The following is a 20933-nucleotide window of genomic DNA, read 5'->3' as shown; positions in this document are numbered from 1 at the left end:
CTTCCCGCGCCGCACAAACCCGGAATCGAAAAAGCCCAGATGGCCAATGCCTTCTTCTCCGACCTGCTCGCCACCATCTCCGAGCGCGGCCGTACGCTGCTTCGCCGTGGCGATTCCGCCGAAACCAAGCAGGATGCCGACGGACTGATCGAGCTCTGCGGTGCGCTGCTGTCGGGCCGTGGCGAAGCGTCCGGCACCGCCATGGCGCGGGAAGTGCTCGACATCTACGGGGATCTGGATGCGGCAGGACGCCGCGCCTTCTTCGAGGGGCTGGTGCGCGATTTCGGCCCGGACCGGGAGCGCCTCGCCAAGGCGATCGAGAAGTGGCGCGCCAAACCGACCGATGAGGACGCGAGCTCGCTGCATTTCGCTTCGGAACCGCGGCGGCAGGAGCTGATCCGCCGCCTCAACCGCGCGCCGGGCGGCACCGGCGATCTCGTCGCCATGCGCGCCGACCTGCTCGGCATGATGAACGGACACACCGATCTCGCCGCGCTCGATCGCGACGTCTCGCATCTTCTCTCGTCGTGGTTCAACAGGGGGTTTCTCGTGCTGCGCCGGATTGACTGGTCGACCCCGGCCAACATCCTCGAAAAGATCATTCGCTACGAAGCCGTCCACGAGATCTCCGACTGGGACGATCTGCGCCGCCGCATCGATCCGGTCGACCGCCGCTGCTACGCCTTCTTCCATCCCGCGATGGTCGACGAGCCGCTGATCTTCGTCGAGGTGGCGCTGACCGAGACGATTCCGGGCGCGATCGCGCCGCTGCTTGCCGTCGATCGCCCGTACCTTCCGATCGAGAAGGCCCGCACCGCCGTGTTCTACTCGATCTCCAACACCCAGCGCGGGCTTGGCGGCATTTCCTTCGGCAGCTTCCTGATCAAGCAGGTGGTCGAGGAGCTGCGCCGCGAGACGCCCAAGCTCGACACCTTCGTGACGCTGTCGCCGGTACCGGGCTTCATGCAATGGGTGAAGCAGGACAAGGATTTGCCGCTCACGGACGAGGACCGCGAGGTCGTGAAGCGCCTCGGCGATCCGAAATGGTTCGAGAATCCCGAGACGACGACGCTGCTGCGCGCCGTGATCGAGCCGCTTGCAGCGCACTATTTCCTGAGGGCGCGCACGCCGAAGGGCAAGCTGATCGATTCCGTCGCCCGCTTCCATCTCGGCAACGGCGCAAGGCTGGAGCGCATCAACTGGCTCGGCGACCTCTCGCCGAAGGGCGTGCGGGAGTCGGCCGGCGTCATGGTCAACTACCTCTATCGCCTCGACGACATCGAGAAGAACCACGAAGCCTACGCCAATGACGGCGAGGTCGTGGCATCGAGTGCGGTGAAGAAGCTGCTCAAGGGCGAAGGACGGCGGCTGCTGGACATGCGGCTGTCGTAACGGGAAGATGCTCTCTCCGCCGTCATTGCGAGCGCAGCGAAGCAATCCAGACTGCCTCTGCGGAAAGACGCTGGATTGCTTCGCTGCGCTCGCAATGACGGAGGGTGTGGCAAGACCTCGGGCGCCCGGCCTCACCGTCGGCCGCGGTCACTAGACATGCTGCTCCCATAAGCGCTATTCGTTTCACCGAATTCCTGCACCAAAGACGGGGAGACACCATGAAACGGCGCGAATTTCTTGGCCTGACCGCCGCGGCGGCCACCAGCCTCTCGCTCTCCCCCACACGCAGTTTCGCAGAAGGCCCAGGCTCCGGGCCGGAGATGACGGCGCTGTGCGATTACATGAGCGCCGCCAAGACCCGCGCGCTGCCGCCCGATGTCGTCGAGCAAGCCAAGCACCACATCCTCGACACGCTGGCCTCGATGATCTCGGGATCGGAGCTGCCGCCGGGCCAGGCCGCGCAGCGCTACATCCGCGCCAATGCCGCGCAGGGAACATCGACCGTCGCCGGCACCGCGCTCACGGCTTCACCAGTCGAGGCTGCGCTCGCCAACGGCGTGATGGCGCATGCCGACGAGACCGACGATTCGCACAGCCCGTCGCGCTCACATCCGGGCTGCTCGACCGTTCCCGCGGCGCTTGCGCTCGGCGAGCATCTCGGCATCGACGGCGCGCATTTCCTCCGCGCGGTGACGCTCGGCTACGACGTCGGCACCCGCGTGGTGATGGCGATGGGCGGCGCGGATTTCAGCTACGAAAGCACGCTGAGCACGCACAGCATTTCCGGCACCTTCTGTTCGTCCGCGGCAGCCGCCTGCGTCGCCGGATTCGACGCGCGAAGGATGCGCTGGGTGCTCGACTATGCCGCGCAGCAATCCTCCGGCTTCATCGTGTGGCGGCGCGATATCGACCATATCGAGAAGGGTTTTGTGTTCGCCGGCATGCCGGCGCGCAATGGCGTCACTTCGGCCTTGCTGGTGCGTTCAGACTGGAATGGCGTCGACGACGTGTTCTCGGGGCCGGACAATTATTTCCTCGCCTATGCGCCGAAAGCGGAGCCCGGCAAGCTCGTCGACAAGCTCGGCGAGCGTTACGAGATCGCAGGCACCGACATCAAGAAATGGACGGTGGGCTCGCCGATCCAGGGACCGCTCGATGCGATCTATGCGATCCGCAGCAAGCAGGCGTTCGAGACCGATCAGGTGAAGCGCGTGACGGTGCGGCTGGCGCCGTCGGTCGCCGAGGTCGTGGACAACCGCGACATCCCCGACATCTGCCTGCAGCACATGGTCGCCGTGATGCTGCTCGACAAGACCGCCTCCTTCCACGCCGCCCACGACAAGCCGCGCATGCAGGATGCGGCGGTGCTGAAGGAGCGCGCCAAGATCAATCTGGTGCGTGACGAGGAGCTGGCAAAGCTGCTGCCGGTGCGCGTCGCCATCGTCGAGATCGAGCTCGCCGACGGCAGCCGCCTCTCCGAACGCGTCACCGCGGTGCGCGGCACCCCGCGCAACCCGATGACGCGCGACGAGGTCATCGACAAGGCCCGCGATCTCATTGCGCCGGTGGTCGGAGCCGAGAAGGCGGAGCAGCTGATCAAGTCGGTCTATGGGATCGAGGGAGTCACGGACATCCGCACGCTAAGGCCGTTGCTTCAGCGGGGCTGAGCGGGCGAGCTTTCGCTGCACATTTAACCGTCGTCCCGGCGAAGGCCGGGACCCATAACCACAAGATTGAGTTGTCGCGAAGATTCGGAGTGGCCAGCGTAACTCCTCCCTGGGATTATGGGTCCCGGCCCCCGTGCGCAATTGCGCACTAGGCCGGGACGACACTGAGTGTTTGGCACGGCCGTCGCGCAATGACGGCAGCGACCGCCTACTTCTTGTCCCTGAAATACGGCTCCACGGGCCCATGCACCTTGATGGTCAGCTGGTTGCCGTAGCGATCCTTGGCGTTGCCTGCGGCGACGCGGACCCAGCCTTCGCTGATGCAGTACTCCTCGACATTGGTCTTCTCGATGCCCTTGAAGCGGATGCCGACGTCGCGCGACAGGATGTCGGCGTTGTAATAGGGGCTGTTCGGGTCGACCGACAGGCGGTCGGGAAATTCGTCGCTCATGATTGTCTCGCTCATAGCAGGGTCTCGATTTGGTGCCGCAATCCTTCCGGCCTTGCGGTCGGCGCGTAGCGCGCGATCACCTTGCCGGCACGGTCCACCAGGAATTTGGTGAAATTCCATTTGATGGAGGAGCCGAGCAGTCCGGATTGCTGGCGTTTCAGGTACTCATACAGCGGATGCGCGTGGGCGCCGTTGACGTCGATCTTCTCGAACAGCGGAAAGGTGACGTCGTAATTGGTGGAACAGAACGCCTGAATCTCGGCGGCCTGCCCCGGCTCCTGCGCGCCGAACTGGTTGCAGGGAAAGCCGAGCACCGAGAAGCCGCGCGGCGAGAGATCGCGATGCAGATCCTCCAGCCCGCGATATTGCGGCGTGAAGCCGCATTTGCTCGCGGTGTTGACGATCAAGAGCACCTGGCCCTCGAAGTGGCGCATCGGCACCTCGTCGCCGGCAAGCGAATTGGCCTTGAAGTCGTAGATCGCGGACATCGCTAACCCACGGGGTCGATCGGCGACGGCGGCACGCCGCCCGCCTCGATCGCTTCGCCTGCAAGGAGACAAAGATCCTCGCGATAGCGGCCGGCGACGATGTGAACGCCGACCGGAATCTTGCCGACAAGTCCGGTCGACACCACGAGGCCCGGCAATCCCATGAAAGGCGTGGCGATCTGCGGCATCTGCGCTTCCCAGACGCGCTCGAAGGATTCGGAGTCCTTGCGATCGAGATGATCGGGGAACGGCAATTCGCCGGAGACCGGCGTCAGCACCACGGCATATGTTTCGAAGAACAGCATCCAGTCGCGGGTCAGCGTGGCGCGGCGGGTCAGCGCCATCGCGTAGTTCGCCTGGTCCATCGGCGTGACCTTGGCGCGATTGCCGCGCAGGCACGCCAGCGCGCCGGGATCGCCTTCGCGCTCGGCCATCTCGAGCTGCGCCTCGTAGCCGTCGCCGAGCCAGAGCTTGCGCTGCCACTCGACCGCCTCGCGCATCGGCGGCGTGTTGTCGATCATTTCGACGGTCCAGCCGGCACGCTCCAGCCGCTTGCCGGCATCGGTCACGGCCGCCTTCACTTCAGGCTTGGTGGCAAGGCCGTCCGGGTTGAGGCAGATCGCGGCGCGCTTCGGCCGCGCGGGGCCTTGCAGCGGCACCGGCACATACCAGGGATCGCGCACATCGGGCGCCGCCATCGCAGCGAGCGAGATGCGCAGATCGTTGACGGTGCGCGCCAAGGGGCCCGACACCGCCATGATCTGCGGGCCAATGGGGCGCTCCGGCAGCGCCGCGTTGAAGGCGGGGATGCGGCCCAAGGTCGGGCGCAGGCCGTGGACGCCGCAGGCATAGGCGGGATAGCGGATCGAGCCGGCGATGTCGGTACCGTGGGCGATATGGCCGATGCCGGCCGCGACCGCCGAGCCGGCGCCGCCGGACGAGCCGCCCGGCGTCAGCGACGGATCGCGCGGGTTCCTGGTGTCGCCATGGACCAGGTTGGTGGTGAACCAGCGATAGGAGAAGGCGGGGCAATTGGTGCGCCCAAGGAGAACCGCGCCCGATTTGCGGAAGTTGGCGACCACCGGATTGTCCTCGCGCGCGATCAGGTCGCGCTGGAGTTTCAGGCCGTTGGTGGTGGCAAAGCCTGCCTGGTCGACATTGGCCTTGATGGTGACGGGCACGCCGGCCAGCACGCCGGGGTCTTCGCCCCGGGCGATCGCGGCATCGACGGCCTCGGCCTGCTTGAGCACGTCCTCGGGCCGGTGGTCGATCACGGCATTGAGCTGGGGATTGACCGCATCGAGCCGGTCGAGGCCGGCCTTGGCGGCCTCCCGGGCAGAGACCTTCTTGGCTTTGACGAGGGTGGCGAGGTCGGCGGCCGACAGGCGCCAGAGATCTTGCATGACTTGCTCCGTATGACCGGCGTCTTTTAGCGCCGGGAACGGGCCAAAGTCATGCGGATTTCGCAGGGATACCTCCGTCATTGCGAGCGAAGTGTTCAGCCCGGGGACATAGCTTACACCTGTTCGGGGACATGGTTGACACATCAAAATCGGCTGGATTCGTCGAACAAGGGGGCGAGCCATGCCGTGGCGAGAGGTGTCTGTCATGGACCAGCGGCGCGAGTTTGTGATGCTTGCTAAGCAGGAAGGAGTGAACCGGCGGAAGCTGTGCCGGCAGTTCGGGATTAGTGCCCAGACTGGTTACAAGTGGATCGAGCGCTATGATGCAGGGGATACGACGCTGGCCGATCGCTCGCGCCGGCCGCATCACAGCCCGGATCGTACTGAGGCTGCGATCGAGCAGCAGATTGTGGCCTTGCGCGATGTCCACCCGGCCTGGGGGGCGCGCAAGATTTTGCATCGTCTAAAGCGCGACCGGCAAGCCGTGCCGGCGATATCGACGACGCACGAGATCCTGCGTCGCTACGATCGCGTGAGCGAACCTGCGGGGAGACCTGGACAGCCCTACATCCGCTTCGAGAAGGAGGCACCCAATCAGCTCTGGCAGATGGACTTCAAGGGACACAGCCCACTCGAGGACGGCGTATCCTGCCACCCGCTGACGATGCTGGACGATCACTCGCGGTTCTCGTTGTGCCTGGCTGCTTGTGACAACGAGCGAGGTTCGACCGTGCAAGGGCATCTGAGGGAGACATTCCGCCGGTACGGCCTCCCCGATGCGATGTTCGTCGACAATGGCGGCCCCTGGGGCTTCACCCTTGAAGACCCTTGGACCGGGCTGACGGTCTGGCTTTTGAAGCTTGGCGTCCGGGTGATCCACAGCCGGCCGTATCATCCGCAGAGCCGAGGAAAGAACGAACGCTTCCATCGCACGCTGAAGGCCGAGGTATTTGCCTTCAGGCGCTACCGCGACCTTGCCGAGGTGCAGCGCGCATTCGACCAATGGCGAGCCGTCTACAATCTCGATCGGCCGCATGAGGCTTTGAACTACAACGTTCCGGCAAGCCGGTACCAACCCAGTTCGCGGGAAATGCCGGACAGATTGCCCGCGGTGGAATACGACGAGCACGAGGTCGTCCGTTCCGTCTCCACCACCAAGGCCTATGTCAGCTTCAAAGGCAAATTGTGGAAGGTTCCGCAGGCCTTCCGCGGCGAACGGCTTGCGATCCGTCCACTCAATACCGACGGCAGGTTCGGCATCTTCTTCGCCGCGCACCAGATCGCGGCGATCGATCTAGGATGATCCAAAAGTGTCAACCATGTCCCCGAACAGGTGTAAGCTATGTCCCCGGGCTGAACAGAAGTGAGGCAATCCAGAATCCCTCCGCAGAGGCAGTCTGGATTGCTTCGTCGCAAGGGCTCCTCGCCATGACGTGGAGAGAGTGGGTTTCTCGCGCCTCTAATGCCCGCCTCAGTGCCGCGTCGCGGACTGGTCCGGCATGTCCAGCAGGGCCTCGGTGAAGGGAAACTCCAGCACGATCTCCCCGTCATCGTCGGTGACCTCGATCACCGCCTCCATCAGGGCCGGCTGGGTCCCCTCGGATTTCAGCACCTCCAGGATCATCTGGCGGGCGACCTCCCAGGCGCGATCGGGGTTGCGCAGATCCTCGCCGTCGGGGTCCACGATCAACTCATCGCCGATACGGGTGTTGAAGAAATATTTGGGCATCACGAGATCCAGCTAAAGGCGCCTGTACCGGAATGAAAGCTGCACTGCACTCACAACTGCTTTATCAGGACAGGGTTCGCGACCGAATGCGCCGGGCGCAAGGCTGCATCACGGCAGGCGATGTTCCGACAGCAACTTTCGCGACGCAACATGGCCCTGCTCGCCAAGATTTAACTGGCGAACTTTTCCGCCCGCAGTAATTTAGTCCTTGGGCGGATACGTCCGAATTCGCGAAAATGGAGAGCCAAAATGGCCTGGAAGACCCCGAAGATCGTCGAAGTGCCCTGCGGCATGGAAATCAACATGTATGTGAGCGCCACCCGCAAGTAAGGGTTGGTGAGTTCGCGTTCCGCGCAGGTGGTTCTTTCGGTCACGATAGGTTTCCGGAAGACAGAAAGTTTGTCGACAGAAACCGTGTCGGCCTGAGACCCACCTCGCGACGTTGCCTCCAGGAGACGGATCATGCTTCGCGTCGTCGTCCTGGGCGCCGCAGCCGGCGGCGGAGTCCCGCAATGGAATTGCGGCTGCGAGGGCTGCCGGGCGGCCCGCGAGAATGGCCAGGAGCTTGTTCGAACCCAGGCCTCGGTCGCCTTCAGCGGCGATGGCGCGCATTGGTTTCTGATCAACGCCTCCCCTGATCTGCGCCAGCAATTGAACGCCACGCCGCAGCTGCACCCCAAAGCCGGCGCGCTGCGCCACACCCCGATTGCGGGCGTGATTTTGACCAATGGCGAGGTGGATGCGGTCGCCGGCCTGCTCTCGATGCGCGAGGGCTCGCCCTTCACGGTCTATGCGCATGAGAAGGTGCTGGCGATCCTGAGGGACAACAGCATCTTCAACGTGCTGAACGAGGAGAATGTGCGGCGCCAGCCGATCGACATCCACGAGCCCTTCGAGCCGCGACTGCCGGACGGCGCGCGCGCGGGGCTCGAGATGCTGCCCTTTGCGGTGCCCGGAAAATCGGCCTGGTATCTGGAAGGCAAGGCCCATCCCGGCGGCGCGACCGGCGACGGCGATACGCTGGGCCTCAAGATCACCGACAAGTCGACGGGAAAATGCTTCTACTTCATCGCCGCCTGCGCCGAAATCACCGACGCGCTCAAGGCCGAGCTCGACGGCGCGGCGCTGGTGTTCTTCGACGGCACGGTCTGGCGCGACGACGAGATGATCAGGTGCGGGCTCGGCCACAAGACCGGCAAGAGCATGGGCCATGTCGCAATGTCCGGCGACGACGGCGCGATCGCGCGGCTCGCCGACGTCGGGATCGACAGGAAGATGTTTCTGCACATCAATAACTCGAACCCGGCGTTGCTGCCCGCCTCGCCCGAACGCAAAGCCGTCGAGGCGGCAGGCTGGCAGATCCCCGCCGACGGAACGGAGATCGTGCTGTGAATGCCGCGTCCAAGACTGGAATGAGCATGACAGGAATGACCGCGCTCTCGGTCGGCAAGGACATCCGCCTCAACTCGGCCGAGGAGCTGGAGGCGACGCTGCGCCATATCGGAGCGACGCGCTATCACAGCCTGCATCCGTTTCATAAGCTCTTGCACGGCGGCGAGCTGAGCAAGGGCCAGGTGCAGGCCTGGGCGCTGAACCGCTACTATTACCAGAGCACGATCCCGATCAAGGACGCGGTGGTGATCTCGCGCTTCCGCGACCGCGCCACGCGGCTGGAATGGCGGCACCGCATCGAGGACCATGACGGCGACGTCGGCAGCGAAGGCGGCATCGAGCGCTGGCTGAAGCTGACCGAAGGCCTCGGCCTCGACACGGCCTACGTCGAATCGACCGAAGGCATCTTGCCGGCGACGCGCTTTGCGGTGGAAGCCTATGTGCATTATTGCCGCGAAAAGAGCCAGCTGGAGGCGATCGCCTCCTCGCTCACCGAGCTGTTCGCGCCGAACCTGCACGAAGAGCGCATCTCCGGCATGCTGGAGCATTACGACTTCGTCAATCCTGATATCATGAGCTACTTCAAGCGCCGCCTGGCGCAGGCGCCACGCGATGCCGGCTTCGCGCTCGACTATGTCAAGGCGCACGCCACGACGCCGGAGCAGCGCGCGCAGGTCTGCAACGCACTGATCTTCAAGACCAATGTGCTGTGGGTGCAGCTCGATGCGCTCCAGCACGCCTATGTCGAGGGCCACATTCCGCCGGGTGCGTTCGTGCCCCAAGAAACTAAAAAAGCGAACTAGGGATCAGAGCGATGGCCGGGCCGCGTCACATCAGCGTCAGCGAGGCAAGCCGCCCGGTGCTGCCGCGGCATGCCAGGCTGAAATACGACGAGACGCGCAAGGTCTGGGTGATCCTGGCGCCGGAACGCGTGCTGGCGCCGGACGAGATCGCGGTCGAGGTCTTGCAGCTCTGCGATGGCGAGCGCAGTGTTGGTGACGTGTCCGATCAGCTCGCGGCGAAATACGCAGCCCCGCGCGAGGCGATCCTGGCCGACGTCATTGCCATGCTCCAGGATCTCGCCGACAAGGGTTTTCTCACCGAAGCCCGGGAGAAGACGTCATGACCGACGTGCTCGGTAGCTCCATCCCGCCCGACGCCAGCGACAGTCTCGCGGTGCTGGAGAAGAGCCGCTCGACCGCGGAGACCTTCGGTATTCCGCTCGCGGTGCTGCTCGAGATCACCCATCGCTGCCCGCTGCAATGTCCCTATTGCTCCAACCCGGTCGAGCTCGACCGTTCCGGCAAGGAGCTGACCACGGAGGAATGGAAGAAGGTGCTGAGCGAGCTCGCCGAGATCGGGGTGCTCCAGGTGCATTTCTCCGGCGGCGAGCCGACCGCGCGCAAAGACCTCGTCGAGCTGGTCAAGCATGCCAGCGACGTCGGCCTCTACACCAACCTCATCACCTCGGCCGTGCTGCTGACGCGCGAGCGGCTCGGCGAGCTGGCCGATGCCGGCCTCTGCCATGTGCAAATCTCATTTCAGGGCGTTGAAGAAGGTCTCGCCGATCGCGTTGCCGGCTACAGGAACGGGCATCGCAAGAAGCTCGAAGTGGCGAAATGGACGCGCGAGCTCGATCTGCCGCTCACCGTGAACGCGGTGATGCACCGGCAGAATTTGCACCAGCTTCCCGAGATCATCCAGATGTCGATCGATCTCGACGCCGACCGGCTCGAGGTCGCCAATGTCCAGTATTACGGCTGGGCGCTGAAAAATCGCGCCGCGCTGATGCCGACGGTGGCGCAGCTCGACGAATGCACCCGCATCGTCGAGGAGGCGCGCGAGCGGCTCAAAGGCACGCTCGCAATCGACTACGTCGTGCCGGACTACTACGCGCTGCGTCCGAAGAAATGCATGGGCGGCTGGGGCCGGCAGTTCTTCAACATCTCGCCGGCCGGCAAGGTGCTGCCCTGCCACGCCGCCGAGAGCATCACCGGGCTCGATTTCCTGTCCGTGCGCTCCAACCATTCGATCGCCTGGATCTGGCAGAACTCCGACGCCTTCAACCGCTATCGCGGCACCGGCTGGATGAAGGAGCCGTGCAAATCCTGCGAATTCCGCGAGATCGATTTCGGCGGCTGCCGCTGCCAGGCCTTTGCGCTGACGGGCGATGCCGCCAACACCGACCCGGCATGCGCGCTGTCGCCGCTGCACGAGAACATCTTCAAGCAAGCCGAGCGCGAGGCCGAGGGCGAGACCAACCGTTTCCTCTACCGCAATTTCGCCGGCGGCACCCTGGAATCCGAGAATGACGCCTGACGCCGACGCGGCCGCTTCCGTCAAGCGCGCCGATTCCTTTGCGCCGCTGACCTCCGACATGTTGGATGTCGGCGACGGCCACGAGCTCTATGTCGAGAGCATCGGCCGCGCTGATGGAATCCCAGCGATCTATCTGCATGGTGGGCCCGGCTCTGGCTGCCAGCCCGACCATCGCCGGCTGTTCGATCCGGATCGCTTCTGCGCCGTGCTGTTCGACCAGCGCGGCTGTGGCCGCAGCCGGCCGAAGGGCTGGCGCGAGCACAACACCACGCCGGATCTGATCGCGGACATGGAAAAGATCCGCGAAAAATTCGGCTTCGAGCGCTGGATCGTGGTCGGCGGCTCCTGGGGCGCGACACTGGCGCTGGCTTATGCGCAAGCCCATCCCGAGCGTGTCTCCGGCATCGCGCTGCGCGCGACTTTCCTGGGCACGCGGGCCGAAGTCGTGACCGGCTTCACCTCGCGCCTGTCGCAATTCTATCCGGCGCTGTACGAGGATTTTCTCGGCGTGCTGCCGCCGGAGGAACGGGACCGGCCGGTCGAGGCCTATTGGCGCCGCATCCTCGATGCCGATCCGGCCGTGCATGGACCTGCGGCGCAGGCCTGGCACGACACCGAGCGCACGCTGTCGGAGCACAAGCCGGCGAAGACGCGGATCGACCTGGCGTCACTGAACGTCTGGCGCACGCTGCCGGCGACGCCGTTCATGGAAGCGCATTATTTCGTCAACAATTCCTTCATGAGCGAAGACCAGTTGCTGCGGAACGCTGGCCGGCTCGCCGGCATTCCCGGCATCATCGTGCAGGGCCGCTACGATCTGTTGTGCCCGCCTGAGACATCGCGCGCGCTCGCGAGAGATTGGCCGGGTTCCGAGATTCGCATCGTGGAAGAAGCCGGACATTCGCTCTATGATGCCGGCGTGAGGGATGCGGTGATGAAGTCGATCGCCGACCTCGCGTCCAAGATCCCGCAATAAGGGGACGCCACAATGCCGCTCGCCGGGACAGGCATGTTGCTGACGTCGATGAACATCGACGTTTCGGATGAAGCCGAGTTCAACCGCTGGTACGATCGCGAGCATCTGCAAGAGCGCGTTGCGATCGAGGGTTTTCTGGAGGCGCGGCGCTATGTCGCGCACGCGGCCAATCCCAAATATCTCTGCCTGTATTCGACCGCGACGCTCGACGTGCTCGACAGCCCCGCCTATCGGGCGCGGCTCGCAAGCCCGACCGACTGGTCGCGCCAGACCATGGCGCGCTTCAAGAACATGTTGCGCGTGGTCGCGCGCATCACGATCAGCAGCGGCACCGGCCGCGGCGCCGCGCTCGGCGTGGTGCGGCTCCGGCCGACGCCCGACAACGCAGGCGCCTGGCGTGATGCACTGCAAGAGAAGCTGGCCCCGGAGAAGCTTCCTGGCATCATCTCAATGCATCTGCTCGAAAGCGAGCCAGAATTGTCGGGCGCAACGCCCGAGATTCCAGCTATCCGCAACGAAGGGGCGCGCGACTGGTTCGTGCTGATCGACGGCACGCAGGTCAGCGCGGTCTCGACCGCCATCGCCGAGCGCTTCACCGGGCCAGCCGCATCGCCCTTGCCGGTGCCGGTCTCGGTCGGTACCTATGCGCTGATGTGGGACCTCGCCAAGGGCGACATCAAGAGCGACATCGCGCGCGGCTGACGCTCACACGCATCGCAACATGCTGCACCGCCGCATTGGTTGCGCATTGCCATTAATGCTGTTCGCGCGCAGCTCCCATGAAAGGCCGTGATCGCGAAAATTTGCCGTTGTACTTCGGAGCGGTTCTAATAAGCTAACCCAATGACGTCATTCAGAAACCAGATCAACCAGATCGACGCGCGTTAAGCGTCCGACAAGCTCAAGAAGAGGCCGCCGGGTCTTTGAGCCTGCGCGGACGAGGGTAGGAATGAAACCGACCGACATCGCGGCCCCCGACTACTTTCACAAAGTGGTCGATTGCCAGTGGGCCTGTCCTGCGCACACCCCGGTTCCCGAATACATCCGACTGATCGCACAAGGCCGCTACAGCGACGCCTACATGATCAATTGGCAGTCGAACGTGTTTCCCGGAATTCTGGGACGCACCTGCGACCGTCCCTGCGAGCCCGCGTGCCGCCGCGGACGCGTCGAGGAAACGCCGGTCGCGATCTGCCGCCTCAAGCGCGTCGCCGCTGACTTCAAGGACGACATCAGACAGCGCCTGCCGAAACCGTCAGCGAAGAACGGCAAGCGCATCGCGCTGGTCGGCGGCGGCCCGGCCTCGCTGACGGTGGCGCGCGATCTCGCGCCGCTCGGCTATCACTGCACCGTGTTCGACGGCGATCCCCAGGCCGGCGGCATGATGCGGACGCAGATCCCGAAATTCCGCCTGCCCAATTCGGTCATCGACGAGGAGACCGGCTACATCCTGGGTCTCGGTGTCGACTTCAAGGGCGGCTATCGCATCGACAGCATGAAGACGCTGCTCGCCGAAAAATACGACGCGATCTTCGTCGGCTCCGGCGCGCCACGTGGCCGCGAGCTCGACGTTCCCGGCCGCAAGGAAGCGGCCGGCAATATCCATATCGGCATCGACTGGCTGTCCTCGGTGTCGTTCGGCCACACCGACAAGATCGGCAAGCGCGTGATCGTGCTCGGTGGCGGCAACACCGCGATGGATTGCTGCCGCACCGCGCGCCGCCTCGGCGGCGAAGACGTCAAGGTGATCGTGCGCTCCGGCTTCGAGGAGATGAAGGCCTCGCCCTGGGAGAAAGAGGACGCGATCCACGAGGACATTCCGATCCTCAACTTCCTCGTGCCCACAGCCTTCATCCACGACAATGGCAAGCTCACCGGCGTCACCTTCCAGAAGGTGAAGGCCGAATACGATGCCAGGGGCCGCCGTAATCTCGTGCCATCGGGCGAGCCGGACCAGACTTTTGAGTGCGACGACGTGCTGGTCGCCGTCGGCCAGGAGAACGCCTTCCCCTGGATCGAGCAGGACTGCGGCATCGAATTCGACAAATGGCACATGCCCAAGGTCGACCCAAAGACCTTCGTCTCGACCAATCCAAAGGTGTTCTTCGGCGGCGACGCCGCCTTCGGCCCCAAGAACATCATCTGGGCGGTGGCGCAGGGCCACGACGCCGCGCTGTCGATCCACAAGCTGCTCTCGGGCGAGGACATCACCGAACGGCCGCTGCCGGAGGTGCACGTCTCCTCGCAGAAGATGGGCATCCACGAATGGAGCTATGACAACGACATCTCCAACGACAAGCGCTTCAAGGTACCGCACCGCGACAAGGTGATCGCGCTGAAGGACATCCGCACCGAGGTCGAGCTCGGCTACGACGTCAAGCTGGCGCTGGGCGAAGCCGAGCGCTGCCTGAACTGCGACGTCCAGACCGTGTTCTCGACCTCGCTCTGCATCGAGTGCGATGCCTGCGTCGACATCTGCCCGATGGATTGCATCACCTTCACCAATAACGGTGAGGAAGACGATTTGCGCAATCGCCTGAAGGCGCCCTCGCCGCATCCGGACCAGGATCTCTACGTGTCCTCCGATCTCAAGACCGGACGTGTGATGGTCAAGGACGAGGACGTCTGCCTGCATTGCGGGCTGTGCGCCGAGCGCTGTCCCACCGGAGCCTGGGACATGCAGAAATATTTCATCGAGATGACCTACGCAGGTTCGACATGTCCGACAAAAAGCCGATCAGCAGCGTAAACGACTTCGTCGTCCGTTTCGCCAACGTCAACGGCTCGGGCTCGGCCAGCGCCAATGAGATGTTCGCGCGCGCGATCCTGCGCCATGGCGTGCCGGTGTCCCCGCGCAACATCTTCCCCTCCAACATCCAGGGCCTGCCGACCTGGTACGAGGTCCGCGTCACCGAGGCCGGCCATCTCGGCGCGCGCGGCGGCGTCGACATGATGGTGGCGATGAATCCGCAGACCTGGGACAAGGACGTCGCCGGCATCGAGCCCGGCGGCTATCTGTTCTACGATTCCACCAAGCCGATGCCGTCGACGAAGTTTCGCGACGACATCACCGTGATCGGCGTTCCCCTCACTGCGATCACCAACTCGACCTACACCGATCCGCGTCAGCGCCAGCTGTTCAAGAACATCATCTATCTCGGCAGCCTCTCGGCGCTGCTCGACATGGACCCGAAGCTGATCGAGCAACTGATCGGCGAGCAGTACAAGGGCAAGGAGAAGCTGCTCTCCTCCAATGTCCATGCGCTGCATCTCGGCCGCGACTGGGCACTGCAAAACCTGAAATGCCCGATCGGGCTGCGGGTGAAGAAGTCCGACAAGGTCGGCGACCGCATCTTCATCGAGGGCAACAGCGCGGCGGCGCTCGGCGCCGTCTATGGCGGCGCGACCGTGTGCGCCTGGTATCCGATCACACCGTCCTCGTCGGTGGCGGAGGCCTTCACCGCTCATTGCAGGAAGTACCGGCACGATCCCGAGACCGGCAAGGCGAAATACGCCATCGTGCAGGGCGAAGACGAGCTGGCCTCGATCGGCATCGTGATCGGCGCGTCCTGGAACGGCGCCCGGGCCTTCACCGCCACGTCCGGCCCCGGCATCTCCTTGATGACCGAGTTCATCGGCCTCTCCTACTTCGCCGAGATCCCGGCCGTGATCATGAACATCCAGCGCGCCGGCCCCTCCACGGGCATGCCGACCCGCACCCAGCAATGCGACATCATCGCCTGCGCCTATGCCTCGCACGGCGACACCAAGCATGTGCTGCTGTTCCCGGAAGATCCGGCCGAGGGGTTCGAGTTCGCGGCGGCGGCCTTCGATCTCGCCGAGCGGCTCCAGACCACGATCTTCCTGATGCTCGACCTCGACATCGGCATGAACCACCGGCTCTGCCGTCCGCTGAAATGGGACGATGCGCGACAGTACGACCGCGGCAAGATCATGACCGCGGAGATGCTGGACGAGGGCCGCGACTTCGGCCGCTATCTCGACGTCGACGGCGACGGCATTCCCTACCGCACCTATCCCGGCACGCATCCGACCAAGGGCTCCTATTTCACCCGCGGCACCTCGCGCGACCGCTATGCGCGCTATTCCGAGGAAGGCTCGGTCTACGCCGACAACATGCAGCGGCTGGTGCGCAAGTTCGAGACTGCGCAGGACCTCGTGCCGCGACCGCTCCAGGCCAATGCGGCAAAGCCGAGCAAATACGGCGTGATCTATTTCGGTTCGACCTCGCCGGCGATGGACGAGGCGATCGGCCTCTTGGAGGCACGCGGGCACCAGCTCGACCGCCTGCGCATCCGCGCCTTCCCGTTCCATTCCAGCGTCGCGAGCTTCCTCGCCGAGCACGACTTCGTCTATGTGGTCGAACAGAACCGCGACAGTCAGCTCCGTCAGCTCATCGTCAACGAGAACGGCATCGATCCGGTGCGCCTGGTGCCGATCGTGCACTATGACGGCTCGCCGATTACCGCGCGCTACATCGCAAAAGCCATTGGCGACCACCAGGATCACCTCAAGGTGACTCCGCTCCGCAAGGCCGTGTCATGACCTATATTGCCAAGCCGAAATTCCATCATCCCGGGCTGAAGAAGAACGAGCTCGGCTACACCCACCGCGACTACGAAGGAAAAATCTCGACGCTGTGCGCCGGCTGCGGCCATGACTCGATCACGGCCTCGATCATCGAGGCCTGCTATGAGCTCTCGATCGAGCCGCATCGCGTGGCCAAGATTTCCGGCATCGGCTGCTCCTCGAAGACTCCGGACTATTTCCTCGGCAATTCGCACGGCTTCAATTCGGTGCACGGCCGCATGCCGAGCGTGCTGACCGGCGCCAACCTTGCCAACCGCGACCTGATCTATCTCGGCGTCTCCGGCGACGGCGATTCCGCGTCCATCGGCTTCGGGCAGTTCGCGCATTCGATCCGGCGCGGCGTCAACATGACCTATATCGTCGAGAACAACGGCGTCTACGGCCTGACCAAGGGCCAGTTCTCGGCGACCGCCGACCGCGGCTCGAAATCCAAGAAGGGCGTCACCAACACCGACAACGCCATCGACCTCGTCGCGATCGCGTTGCAGCTGGGCGCGACCTTCGTCGCCCGCAGCTTCTCCGGCGACAAGAGCCAGCTGGTGCCGCTGATCGCGGCCGCGATCGGCCACAAGGGCGCGTCCTTCATCGACGTCATCAGCCCCTGCATCGCCTTCAACAACCACGCCGGCTCGACCAAGAGCTTCGACTATGTCCGCGAGCACAATGACGCGGTGAACCGTCTCGACGTGCTGGTCGGCCGCGACCCGATCGCCGTCGACTACGCGCCGGGCACGGTGCAGGTGGTCGAGCAGCACGACGGCAGCAAGATCGCGCTGCGCAAGATCGACGCGGATTACGATCCGCATGACCGGCTGGGTGCGATGACCTTCCTCCAGAAGCACGCCGCCAAGGGGCAGATCGTCACCGGGCTGCTGTACGTCGATCCCGACGCGGAAGATCTGCACGCCCATCTCAACACGGTCGAAACGCCGCTCAACACGCTGGAAGCCGACACGCTCTGCCCGGGCTCGGCGGCACTGGACAAGCTCAACGCCAGCCTGCGGTGAGGCGTTGTTCGGTTACCTCTCCCTACGGGAGAGGTGTTCTGAGCTCTGGGCTTGCAGTGGTTCGGATAAAACAGCTTTAGCTGACAGGCTCCGGCTTCGCCTCAGGCTCGGGCACGGCGTGGTCCAATGGGGCCGGTCGTCCGGCACCCCAATATCGCTTGCAGGTCTCGAGCAATTTTTCGGCGTCCATGGTCAGGCCGCCCGCGTTGACGATGGCGCTGTCAGGGCCGAGCGCCTTGTTCATCATCGACAAGGCCTGCATCAGAAATCCCCCGGAGAACCGCTCAGCGACAAGGGGATCGAGTTTGAGCACCACGAACTTCTGCGCGCGCTGCTCCCATAGAAAAATCTTCCGCACGGCACTCCAGGCAATGGTCTCGCCGGCGAGCCTGGTGTCGCGAATGCCGACACGGCTGATGAAGACCACCGGCTGCCTGGCTGAGATCAGCCTCCAGAGCATCCTGCAGGTGGCAAGGCCGAAAAACACCGCGCCGATATTGCAGGCGGCGACTTCGAACGTGGTGATGCTCTTGCCCTGCTGCCAGCTGAATGCAAGCGCAGCGCAGAGCAGCGTCAGCAGCAGGCCGACGCCGAAAAACGTCAGCAGCCGCACCCGGGAATAGCCGATCGCAAGATTGGGCAAGTTCTGACTTTCGGACATTTCGACCGCCTCCAGCCATTTGCAGCAACCCGGGGCTTATCCGCGCCCCTCCCTCCTAGGGGTTAAGCCTGGAACCTTGCGCGAGGCTCCCCGCGAGGGAGTGCAGTTGAACGCGCCACGTGCGGCTTGCGACTAACCGCCAGTTGGCCCCACCGTCCCGATGTGGGCCGTCAACGGCTCACGCGTCCGGTGCGATCATGAAGCTTGCCCTCATCGTCCCGCTTGCCCTTGCGGCGTTCATCGGCGCTGCCCGCGCCGACGAGGCCGACGACATCCGCGAGGCCAGCAAGGCCGAGACTGAGGCCTTCAACGCGCGCATGTATGCCGGCGCGCCGGGCAACACGGCCTATGCCTGCTTCGTCCGCCGCTACGATGCCGACCATCTGGCCCGGCATCCGAAGCAAAAGGTCGCCTCGATGAAGCTTCTGGTCTCCGCTGAGACCGACGAGGAGGACAAGCAGCTCCACAACTCATTCCGGCTCGGCTTCCGGTATCGCAATCGCAACGGCGATTTCGACTCCAGCGGCTCCTGCCATCACGTGGTGTTCACCAAGGACGGCAACGAGACCCGTCTCGGCTGCGGCGTCGATTGCGAGGGCGGCGGCATCGGCATCGCACTCTCGAAGGACGACAAGTCGGCCATCGTGCGGCTCGCAAGCGTCAGGGTCTGGCTGCACAACAAGCCGGACGACGAGGCCGAGCGATCGCTGGTCGCGGGCAGCGACGACGGGGTTTTCCGGCTCGACCGAACCGACAACAACGAGTGCGCCGCGCTCGTGACCGACCGCAAGGAACTCGCCGCCCTTCGCCACAAGTGATATGGTTTCCGACAATGGCGGGGGCAGTCGCAAGGAGATCGCCATGAACCGCCGGAACATCTTGTGGAGCACAATCTCGGCTTTGGGCGCAGCGTTCTCCGCCTCGCGCGCGAAGGCCGCCACTGAGGCCGCACCGTCGAGCAAGCTGAAGGTCGTCTATCACCTCAGCGACGCCGACAAGGTCAACTTCGTGCTCGGCAACATCCAGAACCATATCGACGGCGTCGGCGGGCCCGACCATGTCACGATCGCGCTGGTGATCCACGGGCCGGCGCTGAAGGCGTTCCACTTGGCGCAAGCCAACCCTGATGTCAGCGGGCGGATCAGCAATTTCACGAAGGACGGCGTCGAGCTTGCCGCTTGCGGCAACACGATGAAGACGCAGAACGTCACGCTCAAGGATCTGCTCCCCGGCTTCGTCAGCGCGGAGAAAGGCGGCGTGGTCCGCATCGCCGAGCTTCAGTCGCAGGGGTATCTGTATTTGCGGCCGTAAAGCGCCACCACATCCCCCAAGCCGCGCTTGACTTATCCATAACTCTGCGATTATGAATTAATCCATAACTTGTGAGTTATGGATTGCCTATGTCCGCCACCCACGATCTCCTGTTCCGGACCCTCGCCGACCCGACCCGGCGGGCGATCTTCGAGCGGCTGTGCCACGAGGGCGAACAGACGGTCGGAGCACTGACGGCGCGATCCGGCGTTTCCCAGCCGGCGGTCTCGAAGCATCTCAGTGCGCTGAAGCAGGCCGGCCTGGTGCGCGACCGCCACGAGGGACGGCAGACGCACTACAGCGCACAGCCCGGCGCGCTCAATCCGCTGATCGACTGGAGCAGCCAGATGACGGGCTTCTGGCAGAACCGGCTCGATGCGCTCGATGATTTGCTGAAGAGGATGGACCAATGATGGAAGCCGCAACTGAAACACGATCCGTGGTCATCGAGCGCGAATTTGCGTTTCCGCCGGAGCGGCTGTGGCGCGCGCTGACGCAGCCGCATCTGATCGAGGAATGGCTGATGAAGAACGACTTCAAGCCGGAGGTCGGTCATCGCTTCAATCTGCGCGGCGAGTGGGGCGGCGTGCTGGACTGCGAGGTGCTTGCCATCGAGCCGCAGCGATCGCTCGCCTATACCTGGAATTTCACGCATGAGGACGCGGCCTACGATCTCAAAAGCGTGGTGACGTTCACGCTTACCCCGCAAGGGGCCGGCACGCGTCTGCGCGTCGAGCAAGCGGGCTTCCGCCCCAGCCAGAAGCAGGCCTATGGCGGCGCCCATGCCGGCTGGAAGCAGTTTTTTGCCAAGCTGGATGAGCTGCTGGCGCGAGCCGACTAGCCTGGCCATCAATCATTTCTCAAAGGAGGTCCCATTGAGTTCGAACATGTGGATTCGGCAGATCCATCGCTGGCTGTCCATCGCCTTCACACTCGCCGTCAGCGCCAACATCGTTGCGCTGATCATGCAGGTTCAGGCCACATGGATCGGGCTCATGGCGTTCGTGCCGCTGATCCCGTTGCTTGCGACCGGGCTCTATCTGTTCGCGCAGCCTTACGTCGGCCGACGCAGCGCTGCATCGAGCGAGGCGAGATCATGAAGAAGGTGGTGACCGCAAAGAAGGATGGGGACGGAGCGTCGCCCTCAAAACTGATCGACGGCCGGATCAGGGAGCTCGGTGATTGGCGCGGCGAGATGCTCGGGCGCATTCGCGGCCTGATCAAGCAGGCCGACCCCGACGTGGTCGAGGAATGGAAATGGCGCGGCGTTCCCGTGTGGGAGCACGACGGCATCATCTGCACCGGCGAGACCTACAAGGCCGTCGTGAAGATGACCTTTGCCAAGGGCGCGGCGCTGGAAGACCCGGCCGGCCTGTTCAATTCCGGCCTCGACGGCAATGTGCGGCGCGCGATCGACATTCGCGAAGGCGAGAAGATCAATGAGAAGGCGTTGAAGGCGCTGATCCGCGCGGCGGTGGAGCTGAACGCGTCGAAGAAGAAGCCGGCCAAGCGCTCCACATAGCTGC

The 20933-nt window shown here is 64.1% G+C and carries 24 protein-coding genes; 19 read left to right on the top strand and 5 right to left on the bottom strand.

Annotation, left to right across the window (positions count from 1 at the left end; genetic code table 11):
• The first annotated feature begins 39 nt into the window (after positions 1–39).
• Both IC761_RS08290 and IC761_RS08285 read left to right on the top strand, forming a co-directional pair.
• Complete coding sequence (locus IC761_RS08290) at positions 40–1392, top strand: malonyl-CoA decarboxylase (protein ID WP_195802770.1); 1353 nt, start codon at positions 40–42, stop codon at positions 1390–1392.
• Between the two features lie 218 nt (positions 1393–1610).
• Positions 1611–3059 (top strand): MmgE/PrpD family protein, encoded by a 1449-nt coding sequence (locus tag IC761_RS08285; RefSeq protein WP_195802769.1) that lies wholly within the window; start codon positions 1611–1613, stop codon positions 3057–3059.
• Between the two features lie 208 nt (positions 3060–3267).
• On the opposite strand, the gene IC761_RS08280 is transcribed toward IC761_RS08285, so the two are convergent.
• Genes IC761_RS08280 through IC761_RS08270 form a run of 3 tightly spaced genes read right to left on the bottom strand, consistent with a single transcriptional unit; the run spans position 3268 to position 5401 of the window.
• Entirely contained in the window at positions 3268–3525 is a 258-nt protein-coding gene (locus IC761_RS08280; RefSeq protein ID WP_195802768.1) for a DUF3297 family protein, read from the bottom strand.
• Positions 3522–3998, bottom strand: coding sequence for a glutathione peroxidase (locus IC761_RS08275; RefSeq protein ID WP_195802767.1), 477 nt, complete (start codon positions 3996–3998; stop codon positions 3522–3524). The genes IC761_RS08280 and IC761_RS08275 overlap by 4 nt, the downstream gene beginning before the upstream one ends.
• Before the next feature lie 2 nt (positions 3999–4000).
• On the bottom strand, positions 4001–5401 hold the full coding sequence (locus IC761_RS08270) for an amidase family protein (RefSeq protein WP_195802766.1): 1401 nt from the start codon (positions 5399–5401) through the stop codon (positions 4001–4003).
• A gap of 181 nt (positions 5402–5582) precedes the next feature.
• Here IC761_RS08270 and IC761_RS08265 point away from each other — a divergent pair, with 181 nt between their 5' ends.
• Positions 5583–6704 (top strand): IS481 family transposase, encoded by a 1122-nt coding sequence (locus tag IC761_RS08265; RefSeq protein ID WP_195798467.1) that lies wholly within the window; start codon positions 5583–5585, stop codon positions 6702–6704.
• 168 nt (positions 6705–6872) lie between these two features.
• Here IC761_RS08265 and IC761_RS08260 read toward each other — a convergent pair whose 3' ends face one another.
• Positions 6873–7130: a DUF6894 family protein gene (locus IC761_RS08260; RefSeq protein WP_195802765.1), complete on the bottom strand. Its 258-nt coding sequence runs from the start codon at positions 7128–7130 to the stop codon at positions 6873–6875.
• A gap of 249 nt (positions 7131–7379) precedes the next feature.
• Between IC761_RS08260 and pqqA the strand changes: the two genes are divergently transcribed.
• The 10 genes from pqqA (at position 7380) to IC761_RS08210 (ending at position 17435) form a co-directional block, all read left to right on the top strand.
• Complete coding sequence (gene pqqA / locus IC761_RS08255) at positions 7380–7460, top strand: pyrroloquinoline quinone precursor peptide PqqA (protein WP_045002119.1); 81 nt, start codon at positions 7380–7382, stop codon at positions 7458–7460.
• Between the two features lie 132 nt (positions 7461–7592).
• Complete coding sequence (gene pqqB / locus IC761_RS08250) at positions 7593–8522, top strand: pyrroloquinoline quinone biosynthesis protein PqqB (protein WP_195802764.1); 930 nt, start codon at positions 7593–7595, stop codon at positions 8520–8522.
• A 35-nt stretch (positions 8523–8557) separates the two neighbouring features.
• Positions 8558–9325, top strand: coding sequence for a pyrroloquinoline-quinone synthase PqqC (pqqC, locus tag IC761_RS08245; RefSeq protein ID WP_195804589.1), 768 nt, complete (start codon positions 8558–8560; stop codon positions 9323–9325).
• An 11-nt stretch (positions 9326–9336) separates the two neighbouring features.
• Entirely contained in the window at positions 9337–9648 is a 312-nt protein-coding gene (pqqD, locus tag IC761_RS08240; RefSeq protein ID WP_195802763.1) for a pyrroloquinoline quinone biosynthesis peptide chaperone PqqD, read from the top strand.
• A complete protein-coding gene (gene pqqE / locus IC761_RS08235) occupies positions 9645–10841 on the top strand; it encodes a pyrroloquinoline quinone biosynthesis protein PqqE (RefSeq protein ID WP_195802762.1) in 1197 nt (398 codons plus the stop codon). Before pqqD ends, pqqE begins: the two co-directional genes overlap by 4 nt.
• Positions 10831–11817, top strand: coding sequence for a prolyl aminopeptidase (gene pip, locus IC761_RS08230; RefSeq protein ID WP_195802761.1), 987 nt, complete (start codon positions 10831–10833; stop codon positions 11815–11817). The genes pqqE and pip overlap by 11 nt, the downstream gene beginning before the upstream one ends.
• A 12-nt stretch (positions 11818–11829) precedes the next feature.
• Positions 11830–12519, top strand: coding sequence for a DUF4286 family protein (locus IC761_RS08225; RefSeq protein ID WP_195802760.1), 690 nt, complete (start codon positions 11830–11832; stop codon positions 12517–12519).
• A 247-nt stretch (positions 12520–12766) separates the two neighbouring features.
• Positions 12767–14566 carry an FAD-dependent oxidoreductase gene (locus tag IC761_RS08220; RefSeq protein ID WP_195802759.1) on the top strand — a complete coding sequence of 600 codons (1800 nt, stop codon included), beginning with the start codon at positions 12767–12769 and terminating at the stop codon, positions 14564–14566.
• Positions 14536–16383 carry a 2-oxoacid:acceptor oxidoreductase subunit alpha gene (locus IC761_RS08215; RefSeq protein WP_195802758.1) on the top strand — a complete coding sequence of 616 codons (1848 nt, stop codon included), beginning with the start codon at positions 14536–14538 and terminating at the stop codon, positions 16381–16383. The genes IC761_RS08220 and IC761_RS08215 overlap by 31 nt, the downstream gene beginning before the upstream one ends.
• Complete coding sequence (locus tag IC761_RS08210; RefSeq protein ID WP_195802757.1) at positions 16380–17435, top strand: 2-oxoacid:ferredoxin oxidoreductase subunit beta; 1056 nt, start codon at positions 16380–16382, stop codon at positions 17433–17435. Before IC761_RS08215 ends, IC761_RS08210 begins: the two co-directional genes overlap by 4 nt.
• Before the next feature lie 76 nt (positions 17436–17511).
• Here the strand turns inward: IC761_RS08210 and IC761_RS08205 are convergent, their stop codons facing one another.
• Entirely contained in the window at positions 17512–18096 is a 585-nt protein-coding gene (locus tag IC761_RS08205; RefSeq protein WP_195802756.1) for an STM3941 family protein, read from the bottom strand.
• Between the two features lie 197 nt (positions 18097–18293).
• Here IC761_RS08205 and IC761_RS08200 point away from each other — a divergent pair, with 197 nt between their 5' ends.
• From IC761_RS08200 to IC761_RS08175, 6 genes are all read left to right on the top strand, one after another.
• Entirely contained in the window at positions 18294–18914 is a 621-nt protein-coding gene (locus IC761_RS08200; RefSeq protein WP_195802755.1) for a hypothetical protein, read from the top strand.
• 43 nt (positions 18915–18957) lie between these two features.
• A complete protein-coding gene (locus tag IC761_RS08195; RefSeq protein ID WP_195802754.1) occupies positions 18958–19407 on the top strand; it encodes a DsrE family protein in 450 nt (149 codons plus the stop codon).
• 89 nt (positions 19408–19496) lie between these two features.
• Positions 19497–19820 carry an ArsR/SmtB family transcription factor gene (locus IC761_RS08190; protein ID WP_195802753.1) on the top strand — a complete coding sequence of 108 codons (324 nt, stop codon included), beginning with the start codon at positions 19497–19499 and terminating at the stop codon, positions 19818–19820.
• Positions 19817–20248 carry an SRPBCC family protein gene (locus IC761_RS08185; protein ID WP_195802752.1) on the top strand — a complete coding sequence of 144 codons (432 nt, stop codon included), beginning with the start codon at positions 19817–19819 and terminating at the stop codon, positions 20246–20248. Before IC761_RS08190 ends, IC761_RS08185 begins: the two co-directional genes overlap by 4 nt.
• 46 nt (positions 20249–20294) lie before the next feature.
• On the top strand, positions 20295–20507 hold the full coding sequence (locus IC761_RS08180) for a hypothetical protein (protein ID WP_246791466.1): 213 nt from the start codon (positions 20295–20297) through the stop codon (positions 20505–20507).
• Positions 20504–20929, top strand: coding sequence for a DUF1801 domain-containing protein (locus IC761_RS08175; RefSeq protein ID WP_195802750.1), 426 nt, complete (start codon positions 20504–20506; stop codon positions 20927–20929). The genes IC761_RS08180 and IC761_RS08175 overlap by 4 nt, the downstream gene beginning before the upstream one ends.
• The last annotated feature ends 4 nt before the right edge of the window (positions 20930–20933 follow it).

Origin of the sequence: Bradyrhizobium commune, from assembly GCF_015624505.1 — a bacterium.
GTDB classification, from domain to species: Bacteria; Pseudomonadota; Alphaproteobacteria; order Rhizobiales; family Xanthobacteraceae; genus Bradyrhizobium; species Bradyrhizobium commune.
The sequence above is the reverse complement of the archived record's forward strand: the minus strand, read 5'-3'. Positions and strand labels throughout refer to the sequence as shown.

What these genes read in the sequence shown, in the direction of transcription:
- pqqA (WP_045002119.1), top strand. Translation starts at nt 7,380, where the DNA reads ATGGCCTGGAAGACCCCGAAGATCGTCGAAGTGCCCTGCGGCATGGAA.
- IC761_RS08270 (WP_195802766.1), bottom strand. Translation starts at nt 5,401, where the DNA reads ATGCAAGATCTCTGGCGCCTGTCGGCCGCCGACCTCGCCACCCTCGTC.
- IC761_RS08280 (WP_195802768.1), bottom strand. Translation starts at nt 3,525, where the DNA reads ATGAGCGAGACAATCATGAGCGACGAATTTCCCGACCGCCTGTCGGTC.
- IC761_RS08200 (WP_195802755.1), top strand. Translation starts at nt 18,294, where the DNA reads ATGAAGCTTGCCCTCATCGTCCCGCTTGCCCTTGCGGCGTTCATCGGC.
- IC761_RS08210 (WP_195802757.1), top strand. Translation starts at nt 16,380, where the DNA reads ATGACCTATATTGCCAAGCCGAAATTCCATCATCCCGGGCTGAAGAAG.
- IC761_RS08265 (WP_195798467.1), top strand. Translation starts at nt 5,583, where the DNA reads ATGCCGTGGCGAGAGGTGTCTGTCATGGACCAGCGGCGCGAGTTTGTG.
- IC761_RS08175 (WP_195802750.1), top strand. Translation starts at nt 20,504, where the DNA reads ATGAAGAAGGTGGTGACCGCAAAGAAGGATGGGGACGGAGCGTCGCCC.
- IC761_RS08180 (WP_246791466.1), top strand. Translation starts at nt 20,295, where the DNA reads ATGTGGATTCGGCAGATCCATCGCTGGCTGTCCATCGCCTTCACACTC.
- IC761_RS08290 (WP_195802770.1), top strand. Translation starts at nt 40, where the DNA reads ATGGCCAATGCCTTCTTCTCCGACCTGCTCGCCACCATCTCCGAGCGC.
- IC761_RS08185 (WP_195802752.1), top strand. Translation starts at nt 19,817, where the DNA reads ATGATGGAAGCCGCAACTGAAACACGATCCGTGGTCATCGAGCGCGAA.
- pqqE (WP_195802762.1), top strand. Translation starts at nt 9,645, where the DNA reads ATGACCGACGTGCTCGGTAGCTCCATCCCGCCCGACGCCAGCGACAGT.
- IC761_RS08260 (WP_195802765.1), bottom strand. Translation starts at nt 7,130, where the DNA reads ATGCCCAAATATTTCTTCAACACCCGTATCGGCGATGAGTTGATCGTG.
- IC761_RS08190 (WP_195802753.1), top strand. Translation starts at nt 19,497, where the DNA reads ATGTCCGCCACCCACGATCTCCTGTTCCGGACCCTCGCCGACCCGACC.
- pqqD (WP_195802763.1), top strand. Translation starts at nt 9,337, where the DNA reads ATGGCCGGGCCGCGTCACATCAGCGTCAGCGAGGCAAGCCGCCCGGTG.
- IC761_RS08225 (WP_195802760.1), top strand. Translation starts at nt 11,830, where the DNA reads ATGCCGCTCGCCGGGACAGGCATGTTGCTGACGTCGATGAACATCGAC.
- IC761_RS08195 (WP_195802754.1), top strand. Translation starts at nt 18,958, where the DNA reads ATGAACCGCCGGAACATCTTGTGGAGCACAATCTCGGCTTTGGGCGCA.
- IC761_RS08285 (WP_195802769.1), top strand. Translation starts at nt 1,611, where the DNA reads ATGAAACGGCGCGAATTTCTTGGCCTGACCGCCGCGGCGGCCACCAGC.
- pqqC (WP_195804589.1), top strand. Translation starts at nt 8,558, where the DNA reads ATGACCGCGCTCTCGGTCGGCAAGGACATCCGCCTCAACTCGGCCGAG.
- IC761_RS08275 (WP_195802767.1), bottom strand. Translation starts at nt 3,998, where the DNA reads ATGTCCGCGATCTACGACTTCAAGGCCAATTCGCTTGCCGGCGACGAG.
- IC761_RS08205 (WP_195802756.1), bottom strand. Translation starts at nt 18,096, where the DNA reads ATGTCCGAAAGTCAGAACTTGCCCAATCTTGCGATCGGCTATTCCCGG.
- IC761_RS08220 (WP_195802759.1), top strand. Translation starts at nt 12,767, where the DNA reads ATGAAACCGACCGACATCGCGGCCCCCGACTACTTTCACAAAGTGGTC.
- IC761_RS08215 (WP_195802758.1), top strand. Translation starts at nt 14,536, where the DNA reads ATGTCCGACAAAAAGCCGATCAGCAGCGTAAACGACTTCGTCGTCCGT.
- pqqB (WP_195802764.1), top strand. Translation starts at nt 7,593, where the DNA reads ATGCTTCGCGTCGTCGTCCTGGGCGCCGCAGCCGGCGGCGGAGTCCCG.
- pip (WP_195802761.1), top strand. Translation starts at nt 10,831, where the DNA reads ATGACGCCTGACGCCGACGCGGCCGCTTCCGTCAAGCGCGCCGATTCC.